At 67.0% G+C, this 16445-nt stretch carries 18 protein-coding genes; 5 read left to right on the top strand and 13 right to left on the bottom strand.

The features are described 5' to 3' along the window. Positions 1-132 precede the first annotated feature (132 nt). The 4 genes from JOF57_RS02380 to JOF57_RS02365 form a co-directional block, all read right to left on the bottom strand. Positions 133-546, bottom strand: coding sequence for a hypothetical protein (locus JOF57_RS02380; RefSeq protein ID WP_209913275.1), 414 nt, complete (start codon positions 544-546; stop codon positions 133-135). A 119-nt stretch (positions 547-665) separates the two neighbouring features. After that, on the bottom strand, positions 666-1091 hold the full coding sequence (locus tag JOF57_RS02375) for a hypothetical protein (protein ID WP_209913273.1): 426 nt from the start codon (positions 1089-1091) through the stop codon (positions 666-668). 137 nt (positions 1092-1228) lie between these two features. Continuing rightward, positions 1229-2602, bottom strand: a complete 1374-nt coding sequence (locus tag JOF57_RS02370; protein WP_209913271.1) for a hypothetical protein — start codon at positions 2600-2602, stop codon at positions 1229-1231. Positions 2603-2614: 12 nt separating this feature from the next. Then, complete coding sequence (locus JOF57_RS02365; protein ID WP_209913269.1) at positions 2615-3409, bottom strand: (2Z,6E)-farnesyl diphosphate synthase; 795 nt, start codon at positions 3407-3409, stop codon at positions 2615-2617. A gap of 56 nt (positions 3410-3465) precedes the next feature. Here JOF57_RS02365 and trhA point away from each other — a divergent pair, with 56 nt between their 5' ends. Further along, positions 3466-4209: a PAQR family membrane homeostasis protein TrhA gene (trhA, locus tag JOF57_RS02360; protein WP_209913267.1), complete on the top strand. Its 744-nt coding sequence runs from the start codon at positions 3466-3468 to the stop codon at positions 4207-4209. 1 nt (position 4210) lies between these two features. Here trhA and JOF57_RS02355 read toward each other — a convergent pair whose 3' ends face one another. The 4 genes from JOF57_RS02355 to mca are packed head-to-tail and all read right to left on the bottom strand — an operon-like array spanning position 4211 to position 7769. After that, complete coding sequence (locus JOF57_RS02355; protein WP_209913265.1) at positions 4211-4582, bottom strand: nuclear transport factor 2 family protein; 372 nt, start codon at positions 4580-4582, stop codon at positions 4211-4213. A gap of 10 nt (positions 4583-4592) precedes the next feature. Beyond that, positions 4593-6611 carry a thioredoxin domain-containing protein gene (locus tag JOF57_RS02350; RefSeq protein WP_209913264.1) on the bottom strand — a complete coding sequence of 673 codons (2019 nt, stop codon included), beginning with the start codon at positions 6609-6611 and terminating at the stop codon, positions 4593-4595. Next, positions 6592-6906, bottom strand: a complete 315-nt coding sequence (locus JOF57_RS02345; protein WP_209913262.1) for a hypothetical protein — start codon at positions 6904-6906, stop codon at positions 6592-6594. The genes JOF57_RS02350 and JOF57_RS02345 overlap by 20 nt, the downstream gene beginning before the upstream one ends. After that, entirely contained in the window at positions 6903-7769 is an 867-nt protein-coding gene (gene mca / locus JOF57_RS02340) for a mycothiol conjugate amidase Mca (protein ID WP_209913260.1), read from the bottom strand. Before mca ends, JOF57_RS02345 begins: the two co-directional genes overlap by 4 nt. Before the next feature lie 127 nt (positions 7770-7896). Between mca and JOF57_RS02335 the strand changes: the two genes are divergently transcribed. The 3 genes from JOF57_RS02335 (at position 7897) to JOF57_RS02325 (ending at position 9759) form a co-directional block, all read left to right on the top strand. Beyond that, entirely contained in the window at positions 7897-8319 is a 423-nt protein-coding gene (locus JOF57_RS02335) for a DUF4307 domain-containing protein (protein ID WP_209913259.1), read from the top strand. A 238-nt stretch (positions 8320-8557) separates the two neighbouring features. Next, positions 8558-9052: a transcription elongation factor GreA gene (gene greA / locus JOF57_RS02330; RefSeq protein ID WP_209913256.1), complete on the top strand. Its 495-nt coding sequence runs from the start codon at positions 8558-8560 to the stop codon at positions 9050-9052. Positions 9053-9087: 35 nt separating this feature from the next. Further along, the gene (locus JOF57_RS02325; protein WP_209913255.1) at positions 9088-9759 is read left to right on the top strand and encodes a GOLPH3/VPS74 family protein; all 672 of its coding nucleotides are present in this window, start codon (positions 9088-9090) and stop codon (positions 9757-9759) included. Between the two features lie 9 nt (positions 9760-9768). Here the strand turns inward: JOF57_RS02325 and JOF57_RS02320 are convergent, their stop codons facing one another. The 5 genes from JOF57_RS02320 to JOF57_RS02300 all read right to left on the bottom strand — a co-directional run bounded on the left by JOF57_RS02320 (position 9769) and on the right by JOF57_RS02300 (position 15296). Beyond that, positions 9769-10926: a cystathionine gamma-synthase gene (locus JOF57_RS02320; protein WP_209913253.1), complete on the bottom strand. Its 1158-nt coding sequence runs from the start codon at positions 10924-10926 to the stop codon at positions 9769-9771. A 44-nt stretch (positions 10927-10970) separates the two neighbouring features. After that, positions 10971-11504 carry a TM2 domain-containing protein gene (locus JOF57_RS02315; RefSeq protein WP_234937687.1) on the bottom strand — a complete coding sequence of 178 codons (534 nt, stop codon included), beginning with the start codon at positions 11502-11504 and terminating at the stop codon, positions 10971-10973. Positions 11505-11651: 147 nt separating this feature from the next. Continuing rightward, entirely contained in the window at positions 11652-12644 is a 993-nt protein-coding gene (locus tag JOF57_RS02310; protein ID WP_209913249.1) for a DUF2189 domain-containing protein, read from the bottom strand. Positions 12645-12822: 178 nt separating this feature from the next. Beyond that, positions 12823-14229 (bottom strand): cystathionine beta-synthase, encoded by a 1407-nt coding sequence (locus tag JOF57_RS02305; protein ID WP_209913247.1) that lies wholly within the window; start codon positions 14227-14229, stop codon positions 12823-12825. Between the two features lie 29 nt (positions 14230-14258). Next, complete coding sequence (locus JOF57_RS02300; protein ID WP_209913245.1) at positions 14259-15296, bottom strand: alpha/beta hydrolase; 1038 nt, start codon at positions 15294-15296, stop codon at positions 14259-14261. 193 nt (positions 15297-15489) lie between these two features. Between JOF57_RS02300 and JOF57_RS02295 the strand changes: the two genes are divergently transcribed. Next, positions 15490-16440 (top strand): SGNH/GDSL hydrolase family protein, encoded by a 951-nt coding sequence (locus JOF57_RS02295; RefSeq protein ID WP_209913243.1) that lies wholly within the window; start codon positions 15490-15492, stop codon positions 16438-16440. Positions 16441-16445: the final 5 nt, after the last annotated feature.

Genomic DNA, 16445 nt, shown 5'->3' with positions numbered 1-16445 from the left:
CAGCCTCCAGTGACACCGTTTGAGGCCAGTCTCCGACCCTGGCTCGCGATGGTCGCGAGTAGTCGGCTACCCGAATCGGCGATCACAGACAGCGCCCAGAGCCTGGGCTCTGGGCGCTGTACCGGCAGTTGGTCAGGCCGGGATCCGTTTGACCCCGACGTACTGCCACTCGGCCATCGCCAGCGTGTAGATGCCGGTGGCGATGACGACCACGACGCCCGCGGTGGTGAGTGCCATCGTGAAGACGGCGATCAGGGCGATCACCGTGCAGGCCGCGTTGGCGATCACGGTGCCGATGCCGGCGGGACGCACCCGCTCGATGCCCGCGAGCGCGAACACCGCGATGCCGTAGACAACCGAGAAGATGCCGACGCCGTATTCGACGGATTTCGGTAGCCCGGTGAGGTCGGCGAAGTACCCGGCCGCGGCCAGCAGCACGATCCCGACGATGCCCACGAATACTGCGTCGACCCGCATGGCCAGACGCAGCAGCGAGTCGTTTGCCTTCCGGGTGCCTGCGGCTCCGGTGGCGGTGATGGCGGACATGGTTCTCCTTCTTCTCGGTGGTGATTTCCGGTGTTCATTCATTTCGGGCGGTGGAGCACGGTGCGGGGATACTCGCCGTAACCTCTTCCGGCGGCACCCCGCACCGGCTCAGCAAGGAGTCACGCCAGACGGCGCACTCCGCGGTATTGCAGCCAGGCCAACACGACGGTGGCGCTGACGAATCCGAGTACCAAGTCGATACCGGTCCCGGTCAACGGCAACCAACCGGTCACGATCGCGACGATCGTGGCGATCGCGAAGGCCACGTTGCCGACGAGGACGGTGACGCCCACCCGCCAGACGTGCCGGGCCGCGGCGAGGCCGTACAGCAGAACGCCGTAGCCGACGAGGGCGACGCCGACGAACCACCCGGCGGTGGCCGACAGACCTGCGATGCGGGCCAATTGATCGGCGGCCATGGCCACCAGCAGGCCGACGCCGGCGCACACGGTGGCGTCGGCGCGCAAAGCGAATCGCAGCAGGAAATCCTCCGGAGCGACGCCGGCGGCGGAGTCGGTCAGTGGATGGTGCAGGGTGGCCGTCATGTCGGGCTCCTCAGCGATGAGGGGGGTCGATTGGTGGAACACCTCCGACCCTGCTCACCGGAAGCTGCCAGATCGACACCAATCACTGCCAGGGACTGCCAAGCCCAGGTCAGCACCGTTTCTGGAGTGGGAACTCCCTATCGGCCGGCGGAGCCGACTGCCGGCGCCAGATCACCACGCAGGTCCGCGGCGATCACCCGCGCCGCGGCGTTCTGCCAGTTGTGCAGCGACCGCTGCGGCACCTCGGTGACGAACCACTGCCAGGCTTGCCGCGCCACCGGGTCGAGCCCCGCGGCGGTGGCGTTCTGCGCGTAGGCGCGGACCCCGACGACGTACGGGAAGTACAGCGAGTTGTAGTGGCGCCATTGCTCGGTGGTGCCGAAGTCCCCGCTGTCGCGGGGCTTGAGCGCGGAAATGCGGTCGGCCAGCAAGGCCTTGAGTTCGTTCGCGCGTTCCAGTGGCTGATCGGGTGCCCCGCGCCGGGCGAGCCGGGCGTCGATGGCGGGCAGCGAGGTCAACGGGCTGGCGACCAGCTTGGAGAGATCGCCGTAGTGGCCCAGAGCCCGCCGGGTGAGCCGGGTGAAGGCGTCGTTATCGATACCACCCAACGGGTGAACCGATCGCAGCGGCAGCGCAGCCTCGGTCTGGCGCAACACTTCGCGATCGGCACGGAGGTCCGGAGAGCGGGAGAAGGCCAGCCGGTCGAACAGGCCGGCCAGCGGATCGGCCAGTACTTCCACCGCGACCGCGACGGCCAAACTGGTGAACAGCAGGATCGTCATGACAGTGCGGCCGGTCCCGGCGTCGAGCACGATCATCCCGATCAGGGCTTGAGCGGCGAATGGCACCGCAATCACCAGCGTGCCGATGATCGAGCGGCGCATGTCGGCCCGCAGCGCCTGACCTTCGTCGAAGGCGTCCCAGATCGCGACCGCCACCCCGAGCAGCGCGACGTCGAATCCCGTGGAGGCCAGGGCCAGCCAGCTGGGTACCAGTCCGAGCGGGATCACCAGGATCGCGTTGCCCAATGCGAAGAACAACGTCGCGACGATGATGAACCCCACCACCGACCCTGGCTTGGCGCCGCCGAGCACCGCCTTGACCATGGCGCCCAGCGAAGACAGCGAGATGACCGCGAACATCACCCAGTGTCCGGTCCGTAGCGGCCCGTCGACGCTGCCTGCCAATGCCGCCCCGGCCAAGGCCAGCACGGCAACGGTGAAGATCGCCGCGATCTCACCCGCACGGGACCGGAAGGAATCCGCCGGCCGCGCAAGCTCGACCATCACCGCGAACCAGGCGATGCCCGGCAGCGCCACCAGATAGATCTCGACACGGCTGAGCACTTCCGATCCGGTGACCAGCCGGACCGCGTCGAGCGCGACGACGAGCGCGAAACTGGTCAGCCCGAGCGCCGCGAGGACCAGGACCGGCTTACGCGGGTCGCGGGCAAGCAGGTAGAGGCCCAGCCACCAACTGAGCGTGAAGACCACTGCCGACAGCGCAGCCATGGCCCCAGTGTCTCACTTTCCGAAGCGACGATGCCTGGCGGTGTAATCGCGCAGGGCGCGCAGGAAGTCGACGCGGCGGAACGCGGGCCAGTGCGCCTCGGTGAACCACATCTCCGAATATGCGCTCTGCCACAACAGGAATCCGGACAGGCGTTGCTCACCCGAGGTGCGGATGACGAGATCGGGGTCGGGTTGGCCTGAGGTGTAGAGGTTCTCCGAGATCCCTTCGACCGTGACCGCTTCCACGAGTTGTTCAGCCGTCGCACCGTCGGCCAATTGCTTGGACAGCAGTGCACGCACCGCGTCGACGATCTCCTGACGTCCGCCGTACGCGACGGCGACGTTCACATGAAAAGTGGCGGCATTCGCCGGCGTCGTGCTCTCCACCGCGTCACGCAACCGCCGGGCCGTCTCATCCCCCAACAACCCCAGGTCACCGACGGTGCGCACACTCCACGTGTTCGACGGGGCGCAGATCTCCTCCACCACGTCGGTGATGATCTCGATCAGGGCGGATAGTTCTTCGGGGTCGCGCTGCAGGTTCTCGGTCGAGAGCAGGTAGACGGTCGTCATCTCGATGCCTGCGGCCTGACACCAGCGCAGCATCTCGGCGATCTTGGCCGCGCCCATCCGGTAGCCGATGCTGACATCGTCGTAACCTGCGTCACGTGCCCAGCGGCGGTTCCCGTCGCACAGCACCGCGATATGGCGGGGCAGTTCGGATCTGGACTGCGCCAGTTCCTGACGCAACCGCATCTCGTAGAGCCGATAGGCCGGTTCCTTGAGCCGCGGGGGAATGATGTCCACGAGAGTCCAGACTACTGTGAGCGACGGGGTACACCACGGTTCGCAATGGAGGTGACATGTCTTCGCCTACGGGTAGCACCAAGCCCTACCGTTCAGCGGCCGCACGGAGTCGGCCCGCAGAAGATCTGCCGGAGGCTGTCGCCGAAGGTGTCGCCCAGTTCCTGGGCAAGCCCCGCGCGCGGGGCTGGATCCACGTGTACTCGGCCATCGTCGCATTCATCGCCGGGGCAGCCCTGGTGTCGGTGTCATGGTCGGTGGAGTCCACCCGTGCGGGCCTGTCGACCCTGCTCTACACCTTCACGATCGTGGCGATGTTCACCGTCAGCGGCACCTATCACCGGGTGAACTGGAAATCGGCGAACGCCCGCAAGTGGATGAAGCGCCTCGACCACTCGATGATCTTCATCTTCATCGCCGGCAGCTACACCCCGTTCGCACTGCTGGCCCTGCCCGAATCCAAAGGGATGGTGCTGTTCTGGATCGTCTGGGGTGGTGCGATCGCGGGTGTGCTGCTCAAGATGTTCTGGCCGTCAGCACCACGCTGGCTCGGCGTCCCGCTCTACATCCTGCTGGGCTGGGTGGCGGCCTGGTTCATCGGGCCGATCATGCACGGGGCCGGTGTGGCCGCGGTTGTGCTGTTGATCGTCGGCGGCGCGCTCTACAGCATCGGCGGCGTGCTCTACGCGCTCAAATGGCCCAACCCGTGGCCGACCACATTCGGCCATCACGAGTTCTTCCACGCCTGCACGGCGGTAGCGGCGATCTGCCACTACATCGCCATGTGGTTCGCAGTCTTCTGAGCTACAGCTGGGTGATGTCGGCGGCCGACCAGTAGGCCTTCATCGTGGTGATCTGCCCGTCAGCGTCGAAGGTCATGACCTCCATGGGCTCGATGCGCATCGCGCCGGCGATGGTGATCGCGAACAGGAACGCCGCCTCGTGTCCGCCCGGACGGAACTGCAGCAGCTCGGTGCCGATGCTGCCGGCTGCCTCCATGTTCTTGTAGAAGCCTTCGATCGCCTGGCGTCCGATGTGAACCTCGCCGCTACCCACCGGATCCTCCAGCGTCGCGTCATCGGTGTACAGCGCGGCGACCGCGGCAGCGGAACCGCCGGCGACGGTGTCGAGATAGCGCTTGACGAAGGACTCCAGGGTTGCGGCATCGTGGCTCATGGCCGCGAGGCTACACGCCGCCACTTCCGCAGTCCCGCGGTTGGCCGCCCAGCGAGACGGCGAGATCCCCGACCGTCGTGACCGGCAGATCGCACACCGTCCCGCGGCACACGTAGGCGGCGTCGGCGCCGTCCACCCGGTCGCGTCCCTGAAGCAACGGCGAGGAGTCGGTGGAACCTGGGGCGCCGCCGATCACCAGCGCCCCACCGGGCGCCAACCGACGCGCGGCATCCAACAGCGGCGACGACGGATCGCCGGCCACCGCGATCTGGATCGGCCCGCGCACCTGCGCCTCGGCCACCGCCAGCCAGTGCCCGCCGGAGCGCGCCGCGCGGGCCAGGATCGGTGTGGCCGACGACAAAGTCGCCTGTGCCGCATCCACATAACGCTGCGAGCCGGTCAGGTAACCCGCCGCCTGCAGTGCCTCGGCGACCAGCGCGGCGCCCGACGGTGTCGCACCGTCGATCGGGTCCGCGGGACGCACCATCAACTGCTCGGCGTCGTCGGCGGTGTCGAACCAACGGCCCGGCTGATCGGGATCGGCGAAATGTTCGAGTGCGACATCCAGCAGGCCAACGGCCTCTTCCAGCCCGAACCCGATGAGCTGGTACAGCGTCAGCAGTGCGGTGGCCAGCGCCGCGTAGTCCTCCAGAATCGCCGCGCTCGCGCCGACCCTGCCGCCCAGGCTGGCCCGGCGCAACCGACCATCCACCACGTGTAGGTCCAGCAGATGGCGCGCGCATTCCACTGCCGCAGAAAGCAATACGGGCTGATCGAGTGCCACAGAGGCTTCGGCCAGCGCGGTGATGGCCAGGCCGTTCCAGGCGGACACCACCTTGTCGTCGCGGGCCGGCTGGGGCCGCCGGGCGCGAGCCGCCGACAATGCCGCACGCACCGATGCGAACCGCGCATCATCGTCGGGATCGCGGTGCAGTTGCAGCACCGAAGCGCCGTGTTCGAACGTGCCGCGTGCGGTGACACCGAAAAGCGAAGCCGCCCAAGCCCCGTCGTCCTCACCCAGAACGGAGCGCAGCTCAGCCGGCGTCCACACGTAGGTCAGCCCTTCGCGCCCACCGGCGTCGGCATCCAGCGAGGAGGTGAACATGGCATCCGCACCCAGATCCGACATGATGAACGCGGCCGTCTCCGCAGTTACCCTGCGCGCCAACGGATCCCCGGTACGCCGCGCCAGGTGCGCGTACGCCCGCAACAGCAGCGCGTTGTCGTAGAGCATCTTCTCGAAGTGCGGCACCACCCAGTGCGGGTCGACGCTGTAACGAGCGAAGCCCCCGGCCAACTGGTCGTAGATGCCTCCGCGGGCCATCGCGACACACGTACGCTCGACAGCCGCCAAGGCCGCTGCCGAACCCGTGCGTTCGTGGTGGCGCAGCAGCCCTTCCAACAATGCCGAGGGCGGGAATTTGGGCGCACCGCCAAAGCCGCCGTACGCCATATCTTCTTCGTTCAGTACGGCGGCCACTGCGTGATCGCACAACTCGTGCCGTAGCGGCTCCCCGCCGCCGGGCAGCCCGGCGGACAGCGAGCGCAGCTCGTTGGCGATCTGATCGGAGGCCCGCTCGACCTCGTCTCGCCGGTCCCGCCACGTTTCGCCGACCGCGTCCAACAGTTGCAGGAACCCGAGCTTCGGGTAGTAGGTGCCGCAGAAGAACGGCCGACCGGCCGGGGTCAGGAAGCAGGTCATGGGCCAGCCGCCCTGCCCGGTGAGCGCGACGGTGGCGTTCATATAGACCGCGTCCAGATCCGGTCGCTCCTCGCGGTCGACCTTGATGCAGACGAATCCGTCGTTGAGCACCGCGGCCACGTCGGCATCTTCGAACGATTCGTGCGCCATCACGTGACACCAGTGGCACGCCGCATATCCGATGGACAGCAGGATGGGGACGTCCCGGGAGGCAGCTTCAGCGAGCGCCTCGGGCGTCCATTCGCGCCAGTGCACCGGGTTGTCGGCGTGCTGGCGCAGGTACGGGCTGGTGGACCCGCCGAGCGTGTTACCCGCTACCGGGCTCACGGGGCGGACCCTGATGGTCATCGGGGGTGCTGTTCGCGGCGCCGTCACCGGAACCGTCGGCGGAATCGTCGGCGGTGCCTTCGTCGGCAGCCTGGTCGGGCTCGGGGTGTTCCCGGTCGAAGGACTCGGGCAGCCTGCGCAGGTGGCGGTTCATCGACCACACCAGTCCGAAGGTGCCGATCAGCAGCGCCACCGTGACCAGCAGGCCGAGCGGGGTCGCCTTACCGAACTCCGGGCCGGTATTTCGCGGCTCGTCGGCGAGCAGTGTGATCACTGCGGTCAAAGTGTCGATCATTTCTCAATCCCGGTGAACAGGTCGTCTTCCGGCAGGTTCACCGGCACACGCGACCGCGCCAACTCGAACTCTTCAGTCGGCCAGAGCCGCTGCTGCCACTCGATCGGCGCATGAAAGAAATCGCCTTTCGGGTCGATCTGCGTCGCATGTGCGCGCAGCGCATCGTCACGCTGACTGAAGTACTTCGAGCATTCAACACGGGTGGTGACCCGCTTGGCGAACGGGTCGTGGTCCGGGTCCCAGTGTTCCAGCCATTTACCGAAGGGGCCCAGCCGACCATTCTTGGCGAACTCGTCCTGCAGCAGTTGCATGCGCTCACGGAGGAAGCCGTGGTTGTAGTACAGCTTCGAGACGTTCCACGGCGCCCCGACCTCGGGGTACAGCCGGTGGTCGGCGGCTGCCTCATAGGCCGCGACCGAGACTTCATGGCAGCGGATGTGGTCGGGGTGGGGGTAGCCACCGTTCTCGTCGTAGGTGGTCAGCACGTGCGGCTGGAACTCCCGGATCACCTGGACCAGGCGGCTGACCGGCTCGGCCAGCGGCACACAGGCGAAGCAGTCGTCCGGCAGCGGGGGCATCGGGTCGCCCTCGGGCAGGCCCGAGTCGACGAATCCCAGCCAGCGATGTTCGACGCCGAGGATCTCGGCGGCCTTGGCCATCTCGTCGCGGCGCACCTCGGTGATCCGGCCGTGTACCTCGGGGAGGTCCATTGCCGGATTGAGAATGTCGCCGCGCTCGCCACCGGTGAGCGTCACGACCATGACGCGCACACCTTCAGCCGCATAGCGCGCGGTGGTAGCCGCACCCTTGCTGGACTCGTCGTCCGGGTGGGCATGCACCGCCATCAACCGCAGTTCACTCATTTCGCTTTCATCTAACTACGGAGCCCCCTGACCTATGCCCGATACCTACCCGTAGCCGCCCTCAACCCGTCGATCCGCTCCCTGGGCGTCGGTGGCCAACCCGCCTCGCCCTATAGTTCCAGTTCTGATGATCGAACGCCCCGCCGCCCGCTACGGATCCCGCCAATTGTCCCGCCGGACCCGGCGGTGGATCACGTTCGCACTGGTAGGCCTCGTGGTGACGGCGGGTGTGATCCTTGCGGTCGTGGCGTTCCAACGGTTGGGCACCGGCGAGGTCAAAGGCGAGCTCTCGGCCTACAAACTGGTCGACAACCAGACGGTGTCGGTGACAATCGGGGTGACCCGTCCCGATCCATCGATACCGGTGGTGTGCATCGTCCGGGCGCGCTCGATCGACGGAAGCGAGACCGGCAGGCGCGAGATCCTGGTCGGCCCGTCCGATCAAATGGTGGTGCAGGTGACCGCGGACGTGAAATCCAGCCAACGCCCCGTGATCGGCGATGTCTACGGTTGCGGGACGGATGTGCCGTCCTACCTGGTAGCGCCCTGATCTCGACGCCTGCAACAAACGTCCGACAGCGATTAGATGAAGATTCGTCGGCTGTGCGGTGGTACGATTATTCGATACACGGTTCCTCGCTGGGGCCGTGTATTGCTGCATTAGCACTCGGTTAGGTACTGACGCTCGCGGCAATACACGCACCCGCGCCCGGCCCGGAAACGACGACTTCGCGTGCGAGGAAGGCGCGGGAGCGCCGCATGACCAGAACAGACAGGAGCACAAGAATATGACCGATACTCAGGTCACCTGGCTCACTCAGGATGCATTCGACCGGTTGAAGGTGGAGCTGGATCAGCTGATCGCCAACCGGCCGGTGATCGCCGCCGAGATCAACGACCGTCGCGAAGAGGGCGACCTGCGCGAGAACGGTGGCTACCACGCCGCCCGCGAGGAGCAGGGCCAGCAGGAGGCCCGCATCCGCCAGCTGCAGGAGCTCCTGAACAACGCCAAGGTCGGTGAGGCACCCAAGCAGTCCGGTGTCGCGCTGCCCGGTTCGGTCGTCAAGGTGTACTACGACGACGACAAGAAGGACACCGAGACGTTCCTGATCGCCACCCGCCAGGAGGGCATCAGCGTCGGCAAGCTCGAGGTGTACTCCCCCAACTCACCGCTGGGCAGTGCACTGATCGACGCCAAGGTCGGCGAGTCGCGCACCTACACCGTGCCGAACGGCAACACCGTCAAGGTCACCCTGGTCAGCGCCGAGCCCTATCACGACTGACGGGTCGGCACGGGGGACGCACTACAGTCGGGGAAATGGCGCAAATCGCCGAAGACCTGTTTTTGCTGTTGCTGGACAACGCAGCCGCGCAGCCCGGGCTTGACCGCCATCGCAGGGAGAAAGTACTCAGCGCCGCAGTACTGCTGGACCTGGCGTACGCCTGCCGGGTCCGCCCTGCCATGGCAGGCGAACCGATCGAGGCCGGCCGGTTGATCGCACTGGCCGGCAATTGGCCCGCCGATCCGATCGGAGACCCGGCGTTCGAACTACTGCAACGCCGGCCGATTTCGGCCGAGGCCGCGCTGAACAAGCTGAGCAAGCACACCCAGCTCAACCTTGAGCAGCATCTCGAACGCGTCGGTGAGATCCGTCGGGTCCGCATGCCCGGCAAAGGGTTTCCGGGCAAGCCGGTCTACTGCTGGCCGCTGACCAACCGGGACCGGGTCAGCCGGGCGCGGGCGGCCCTGATGGCCACCCTGTTCGACGGCCACAATCCGGTGCCGGCCATCGCCGCGATCATCTGCCTGCTGCATGCGGTCGACGGACTCGGCGCGATCCTGAGCCTCAACGACCGGGGCTGGCGCTGGGTACATGCGCGGTCCACCGAAATCGCCACCGGCATCTGGGTGGAAGAGACCGCGTCGGCACTGCCCGAGATGAATCTGGCAGTGACGACGTCGGCGCTGCGTCCGGCCCTGATGGCCTGACGCTCGGCGCTACTTCCCGAGCGCCTGCTCCAGGTCGGCCAGCAGGTCGGCAGCATGTTCGATGCCTACCGACAGGCGCACCAGGTTGTCGGGCACCTCCAGTTGCGAACCCGCGGTCGACGCATGCGTCATCGCACCCGGGTACTCGATCAACGACTCCACCCCGCCGAGCGACTCGGCGAGAATGAAAAGCTCAGTGCGCGAGCACAACTCACGCGCCGCCCGGGGTCCACCACGTAGTTGCAGGCTCACCATGCCGCCGAAACCGGACATCTGCCGCGCCGCCACATCGTGGTTGGGGTGACTGGCCAGACCGGGATAGAGCACGGTCTCGACGGCGGGGTGGCCGTCGAGGAATTCGGCTATCAGCGCGGCGTTTTCGCTGTGCTGGCGCATCCGCAGCACCAACGTCTTGAGCCCACGCATGGTCAGGTACGCGTCGAACGGTCCCGGTACGGCTCCGGCGCCGTTCTGCAGGAAGGCGAATGCCGCGTCGAGTTCCTCGTCGTTGGTCAGCAGCGCACCGCCCACCACATCCGAGTGCCCACCGATGTACTTGGTGGTCGAGTGCAGCACGATGTCGGCACCCAGCAGCAGCGGCTGCTGCAGCGCCGGTGAGGCAAACGTGTTGTCCACCAGCACCTTGACGCCCGAGGCCGACGCTATCTGGACGATCCCGGGAATGTCCGCCACGCTCAGCAGCGGGTTGGTGGGCGTCTCCACCCAGATCAACCGGGTCCGCGGGGTGAGCGCCGAACGCACCGCGTCCAGGTCGCTCAGCGGGACCGGGGTATGGGTGATCCCCCACTGCGAGAACACCTTGTCGATGAGCCGGAACGTACCGCCGTAGGCGTCATCGGGAATCACCACGTGGTCGCCGGGCCGCAACACCGCGCGCAGGGCACAGTCGGTGGCGGCCATGCCCGAGCTGAAGGCGCGCCCGTAGGCGGCTTCCTCGACCGCGGCCAGCGCTGATTCCAGCGCCTGCCGGGTGGGATTCCCGGTACGGGCGTACTCGAATCCGCCACGCAATCCGCCGACGCCGTCCTGGGCGAAGGTCGAGCTGGCGTAGATCGGGGTGTTGACGGCTCCGGTGCCCGGGTCGGGTCGGTAACCGGCGTGGATGGCTTTTGTGGCCAGACCGTGCCACCTGCGCTGTTCACTCATAACGTGTCGAGCCTATCCGGATGGGCGCGAGCGCGCCCCGCCGGTCAGCTACGCAGCTTGCGCCCCTGCGCGTCGGGCATCGATCGGGTGAACATCATGACCGCATCCACCAGAGCCCAGACTCCGACACCGAGGCAGATGAAGATTCCGACGATCAGGATCGACGTGATGAGGCCGAGGAGGGTCAGCCCCAGCTGGATCGCGCCGATCGTGGTGTAGCCGAGGTAGAAGCGTCCGACACCAAAAGCGCCCAGGAAGAATTGCAGCAGGCCGGCGGTCATCGCGGTCTTGTCAGAGAGCGGCTCCCCGGTGAGCGGATCGCGACCGAACGGCGCCGCCGGATCGGCGAGATAGGCACCGTAGGGCTGCGGCTGGCCCGGGTACCCGGCCGGCGCGCCCTGGGGCGGGTATCCACCGTATTGCGGCGCGCCCTGCGGAGGAAAACCCTGCGGAGGCATCCCCTGGGGCGGAAAACCCTGCGGCGGCATTCCCTGGGCAGGAGTCCCCTGGGGCGGAAAACCTTGGGGCGGGATCCCCTGAGGCGGCTTCCCGTAGAAATCCCCGGGCGGATTCGGCATCGACATTAGGGCCCCGACTTTCTCGAATACGCCGAACTCCGAAATGGATTCGGCGTCGGCAGGCTAGCTGAAATGATGTCACGGAACACAGCGCCCACGGCGCAGGCATTTCTGCCGTACGCGCCGTGGGCGCTGAGGTCGGTTCTCCTACGGGGTCAGCGGTGCCACCGAGACGCCGCTGAGCCGACGCCAAGCGTAGATCGTGATCAGCGAGACCACCGGGTAGGCCACCAGCATGCCGACACCACACAGCAGGATGCCGACGATGGTGAGGGCGACGGTGACGAGCCAGGTCAATGCCACCGGTCCGAAGTTCGCCTTGGAGAGGTTGAAGCTGGTCTTGACGGCTTCGGTACCCGGCAGGTTGCGGTCAAGTACGGCAACCGTGGTGAACATCAGCATGATCGCGGCGATGAAGCCCGGGATGATGCACAGGACAACACCGATAAGGATGATGATCGACGACACCACCGAGGCGATGATGACATTGCCGACCTGGCGCGGACGGAAGAACGATCCGATCGTCACCGGTGCACCGTTGGCGATGTCGAGCATGCCGCCGATGTAGGCGGACTGGATCACCGCGCCGATCACCACACCCACGAGGCCGAGCACCAGTGAGACGAGGAGGCCGGTGGCGCCCATCGAGAAGGTGAAGCTGTCCGGGTCCGAGCTGTCCACCTCGGTGAACGGAGCCTCGATCATCCGGAAGATGAACTGCAGCACACCGTAAATGGCTCCGTACACCAGCGTCGCCACCAGGATTTCGACCGGATGCTTGGTGAACTTGTTCCAGGCCCACGAGAAGGCGTCACCCACGCTGTAGGGAGCGCCGCCGAATCCGGGTCCGCCCGCGGGCGGGTAGCCGGGGGCCCCGTAGCCGGCAGGCGGAAATCCACCGGGCGGCGGGTAACCGCCGGGAGGCGGGTAGCCGCCCGGGGCTGGGTAGCCACCGGCGCCACTGGGAGGCGGAGGCGCGTAGCCGCCACCCTGGGGTGGGGGCGGGTAACCGCCGGGAGGCGGAGGCGGGTAGCTGCCGCCGGGGGGCGGCGGATAGCCACCCTGCTGCGGCGGCGGAGGCGGGTAGCCACCCTCCGGCGGCGGCGGGTAGTTCCCGGGCGGGGGCGGTTGATCGGTCACGTCGAAAGCTCTCCTCGTCTGCCGATAGCGCTCCGCGCGGACGGACGCTACGTTCTGCCGGCACCTAGATGGACAGACTGCTCCACAGGAAGATTACGCACCGGCAACCCCCTTTGGCAGGACAAAAACGAGCGTGTTCGCCGGGCACAATGGGCCGGCACAATGCAGCCAGCCGGGTCTAGTGTCGCCCACCGGCCTCGGACAGGAACCCCAGCAGATCGTGGCGAGTGAGCACGCCGACCGGCTTGCCGTCCTCGACGACCATCACCGCGTCGCATTCGCGCAATGTCTTGGCTGCTGTGGAGACCAACTCCCCCGCGCCGAGCAGTGGCAACGGCGGGCCCATGTGTTCGGCGACCGCGTCGGCCAGCTTGGCCCGTCCCTCGAATACCGCGGACAGCAGTTCCCGCTCGGACACACTGCCGGCCACCTCGCCCGCCATCACCGGAGGCTCGGCGCCGACCACCGGCATCTGCGAGACGCCGTACTCGCGCAGGATGCCGATCGCGTCGCGCACCGTCTCCGCCGGGTGGGTGTGCACCAGGTCGGGCAGCGCCCCGGATTTGCCGCGCAGGACGTCGCCGACGGTCGACTGCTCGATCGAACCGTCGAGCCGGTTGCGCAGGAATCCGTATGACGACATCCACGAGTCGTTGAAAATCTTTGAGAGGTAACCGCGTCCGCCGTCAGGCAGCAGCACCACGACGATCGAGTCGGGCCCGGCCTTGCGGGCCACCTCGAGTGCGGCGACGACCGCCATGCCGCAGGACCCACCAACCAGCAGCGCCTCTTCGCGCGCCAGCCGCCGCGTCATATCGAACGAATCGGCGTCGGAGACGGCGATGATCCCGTCGGGAACCGAGGGGTCGTACGCCGAAGGCCAGAAGTCCTCGCCGACACCTTCCACCAGGTACGGGCGTCCGGTTCCGCCCGAGTACACCGAGCCCTCCGGGTCGGCGCCGATCACCTGGACCGGACCTCCCGGACGGCCGGCCGATACCTCTTTCAGGTAGCGCCCGGTGCCCGTGATGGTGCCGCCGGTGCCGACCCCGGCCACGAAGTGGGTGACCTTGCCTTCGGTGTCGGCCCAGATCTCCGGGCCCGTCGTCTCGTAGTGGCTGGCCGGACCCATCTGGTTGGAGTACTGATCGGGCTTCCAGGCGCCGTCGATCTCCTCGACCAGGCGGTTGGACACGCTGTAGTAGCTGTCCGGATCCTCCGGGGCCACAGCCGTCGGGCACACCACCACTTCGGCGCCGTAGGCGCGCATCACGTTCTGCTTGTCCTCGCTGACCTTGTCAGGGCAGACGAAAATGCACCGGTAGCCGCGGGTCTGGGCGACCATCGCCAGACCCACACCGGTATTGCCGGACGTCGGCTCGACGATCGTGCCGCCGGGCTTGAGCTCGCCGCTGGCCTCGGCCGCGTCGATCATCTTGGCGGCGATGCGGTCCTTGGAGCTGCCACCGGGGTTCAGGTACTCGACCTTGGCCAAGACCATGCCTGAGCCTTCGGGGACAACCGAGTTCAGCTGTACCAGCGGAGTATTGCCGATGAGCTCACTGATGTGCCTGGCGATGCGCATACGTCAATGGTCTCAGGCCCGAGAATCGCTTACCAGGTGGCCTCTCGAATGTATTCGCCGATCTGGCGTAATGAGCGCTTCGCCTCGGACACCACCGGCGACGCGAGCTGGAAGACATGCATCTGACCGGGCCAGATCCGGAGCTCGACGGGAACCCCGGCAGCGGCCAGCATGTGCGCGGCCTTTCGTGCATCGCTGAGCAGAACCTCCGAGCCCGACGCGTGGATCAGCGTGCGCGGCAGACCGGGCTCGATGTGGTCGAGGGGCTCGTAGACGTCCTCGCCCTTGCGCTCGGCGGCGCGCTCGATGAGTTCGACGAGGGCGTCGAACGCCTTGGGCGGGAACATCGCGTCGGTGTGCATGTTGGGGTGGTTGGCCCGTGACTCGTTGTCGATCTCGAACAGCGGTGACATCGTCACCAAAGCCGCGGGCATCTCGCCTTCATCGACCAGTCGCTCGGCCAGCGCCAGCGACAGGTAGCCGCCCGCCGAGTCACCGGCCAGGACGATCTGATCCGGTTCGTAGCCACGCAGGCGCAGCCACTGATAGCCGTCGTAACAGTCCTCGATCGCGGTGCCGACCGAGTGCTTGGGAACCATCCGGTAATCCACCACGAGCACCGGGCTGTCGGCGTACTCGGACAGCGCCGTGACGACGCCCGAGTGCGTGTTGGCCCCGCAGGCCAGGAACGCACCGCCGTGCAGATAGAGGATCACGCTGCGCTTCCCGTCGGCGGGCAGCACACCGTCGGCGCGCACCAGATGCGCGGTGCAGTGCGGCAGCGCGATGGTCGCTTTGATGGTCCCGGGTGCCGGCCGGATCAGCCGCGCGGCGAAATTGATCAGCCCGAACGGCCACGGCAGATGCGGTACGTGGCTACCGATTGCCAAGGCCGGCTTGATTGTCAGCGTCGCCGCCAGCGAAGCCAATCGGCCTGCCAGGCTCGGGCCGTCCTCGACCACCTCGACGGGGGCGCCATCACTGACCGGAAACCTACGCCCGCGATAGGGCCTAGCTGGGCCTATGCCAGCATGATGGGCCCTGGATACCTTGCTCGGTGCAGTCATGGTCACCACTTCCTACGTCTTTGTAGTGCTAGGTGAGCTTCGTCACTCAGACAACCCGGGTAACTTAGCTTGACATTCGTAAACAGTTCAACAGTCAAATAAACTGATTTGATACCGGACTTGATACAGCACCGTGACCGGCACGGGCGATGCGCCACGCGGACAACCCGTGGCATCCGCCTAGACTCAGCTCGTGGGCATACGCATGGCGCGTCGGTCGACCATTAGCCTCGCCGCTGCGGTGGTGGCATCTACGGCTTCGGCCTACATCGGTGCGCGCAATCTGTTGAGCGGGCAGGCGGACAAGGCCCGGCAGGTCATCCCCAAGTCCTGGGACGTCCCGCCCCGCGCCGACGGCGTGTACCTCGCCGGTGGCGGGCCGGTGGAGAAGTGGGAGCGCGACGTCCCCTTCGACCTGCACCTGATGATCTTCGGCGACTCGACCGCCACCGGATACGGCTGCCGGGTTGCCGACGAGGTGCCCGGGGTGTTGATCGCCCGGGGTGTGGCCGATCAGTTCGACAAACGAATCCGGTTGAGCACGAAGGCGATCGTCGGCGCCACGTCGAAGGGGCTGTCCGGCCAAATCGATGCCATGTTCGTGGCGGGCCCACCACCGGACGCCGCCGTGATCATGATCGGCGCCAACGACATCACCAAACCCAACGGCCTCGGTCCGTCGGCCCGCCGACTCGGCGACGCAGTGCGCCGACTGCGGGCGGCAGGAGCCGTCGTCGTGGTCGGCACCTGCCCGGATTTCGGGGTGATCACCGCAATCCCGCAGCCCTTGCGCGCTTTCACCCGCGCCCGTGGCCTACGGCTGGCCCGCGCCCAGGCCGCTGCCGTACGGGCCGCGGGAGGCGTCCCGGTGCCATTCTCGGATCTGTTGACTCCGGAGTTCCACAAAGCCCCTGACCTGCTGTTCTCCGAGGACATGTTCCATCCGTCGGCGGCCGGATATGCACTTGCGGCCACGCAGCTGCTGCCCGCGCTGTGCAGCGTCCTGGGCGAATGGGACGGCGACGAGGCACTGGAATCCGCGACCGCGCATAACGGAGCCCTGTGGACCCGACTGGGCAGTGTCAGCCGGCTGTGGCGCCGCTCAACCGGGGTGCCCGCACCCATCGTGGTGCCCGCGGGCTAGTTTCA

Origin of the sequence: Mycolicibacterium lutetiense (genome assembly GCF_017876775.1) — a bacterium.
In the GTDB taxonomy this organism is placed as follows: domain Bacteria; phylum Actinomycetota; class Actinomycetes; order Mycobacteriales; family Mycobacteriaceae; genus Mycobacterium; species Mycobacterium lutetiense.
The sequence above is the reverse complement of the archived record's forward strand: the minus strand, read 5'-3'. Positions and strand labels throughout refer to the sequence as shown.

Bases quoted from the DNA above. Each gene is read 5' to 3' on its own strand.
- JOF57_RS02380 (WP_209913275.1), bottom strand. From the start codon at position 546: ATGTCCGCCATCACCGCCACCGGAGCCGCAGGCACCCGGAAGGCAAAC.
- JOF57_RS02375 (WP_209913273.1), bottom strand. From the start codon at position 1,091: ATGACGGCCACCCTGCACCATCCACTGACCGACTCCGCCGCCGGCGTC.
- JOF57_RS02370 (WP_209913271.1), bottom strand. From the start codon at position 2,602: ATGGCTGCGCTGTCGGCAGTGGTCTTCACGCTCAGTTGGTGGCTGGGC.
- trhA (WP_209913267.1), top strand. From the start codon at position 3,466: ATGTCTTCGCCTACGGGTAGCACCAAGCCCTACCGTTCAGCGGCCGCA.
- JOF57_RS02355 (WP_209913265.1), bottom strand. From the start codon at position 4,582: ATGAGCCACGATGCCGCAACCCTGGAGTCCTTCGTCAAGCGCTATCTC.
- JOF57_RS02345 (WP_209913262.1), bottom strand. From the start codon at position 6,906: ATGATCGACACTTTGACCGCAGTGATCACACTGCTCGCCGACGAGCCG.
- mca (WP_209913260.1), bottom strand. From the start codon at position 7,769: ATGAGTGAACTGCGGTTGATGGCGGTGCATGCCCACCCGGACGACGAG.
- JOF57_RS02335 (WP_209913259.1), top strand. From the start codon at position 7,897: ATGATCGAACGCCCCGCCGCCCGCTACGGATCCCGCCAATTGTCCCGC.
- greA (WP_209913256.1), top strand. From the start codon at position 8,558: ATGACCGATACTCAGGTCACCTGGCTCACTCAGGATGCATTCGACCGG.
- JOF57_RS02325 (WP_209913255.1), top strand. From the start codon at position 9,088: ATGGCGCAAATCGCCGAAGACCTGTTTTTGCTGTTGCTGGACAACGCA.
- JOF57_RS02320 (WP_209913253.1), bottom strand. From the start codon at position 10,926: ATGAGTGAACAGCGCAGGTGGCACGGTCTGGCCACAAAAGCCATCCAC.
- JOF57_RS02315 (WP_234937687.1), bottom strand. From the start codon at position 11,504: ATGCCGAATCCGCCCGGGGATTTCTACGGGAAGCCGCCTCAGGGGATC.
- JOF57_RS02305 (WP_209913247.1), bottom strand. From the start codon at position 14,229: ATGCGCATCGCCAGGCACATCAGTGAGCTCATCGGCAATACTCCGCTG.
- JOF57_RS02300 (WP_209913245.1), bottom strand. From the start codon at position 15,296: ATGACTGCACCGAGCAAGGTATCCAGGGCCCATCATGCTGGCATAGGC.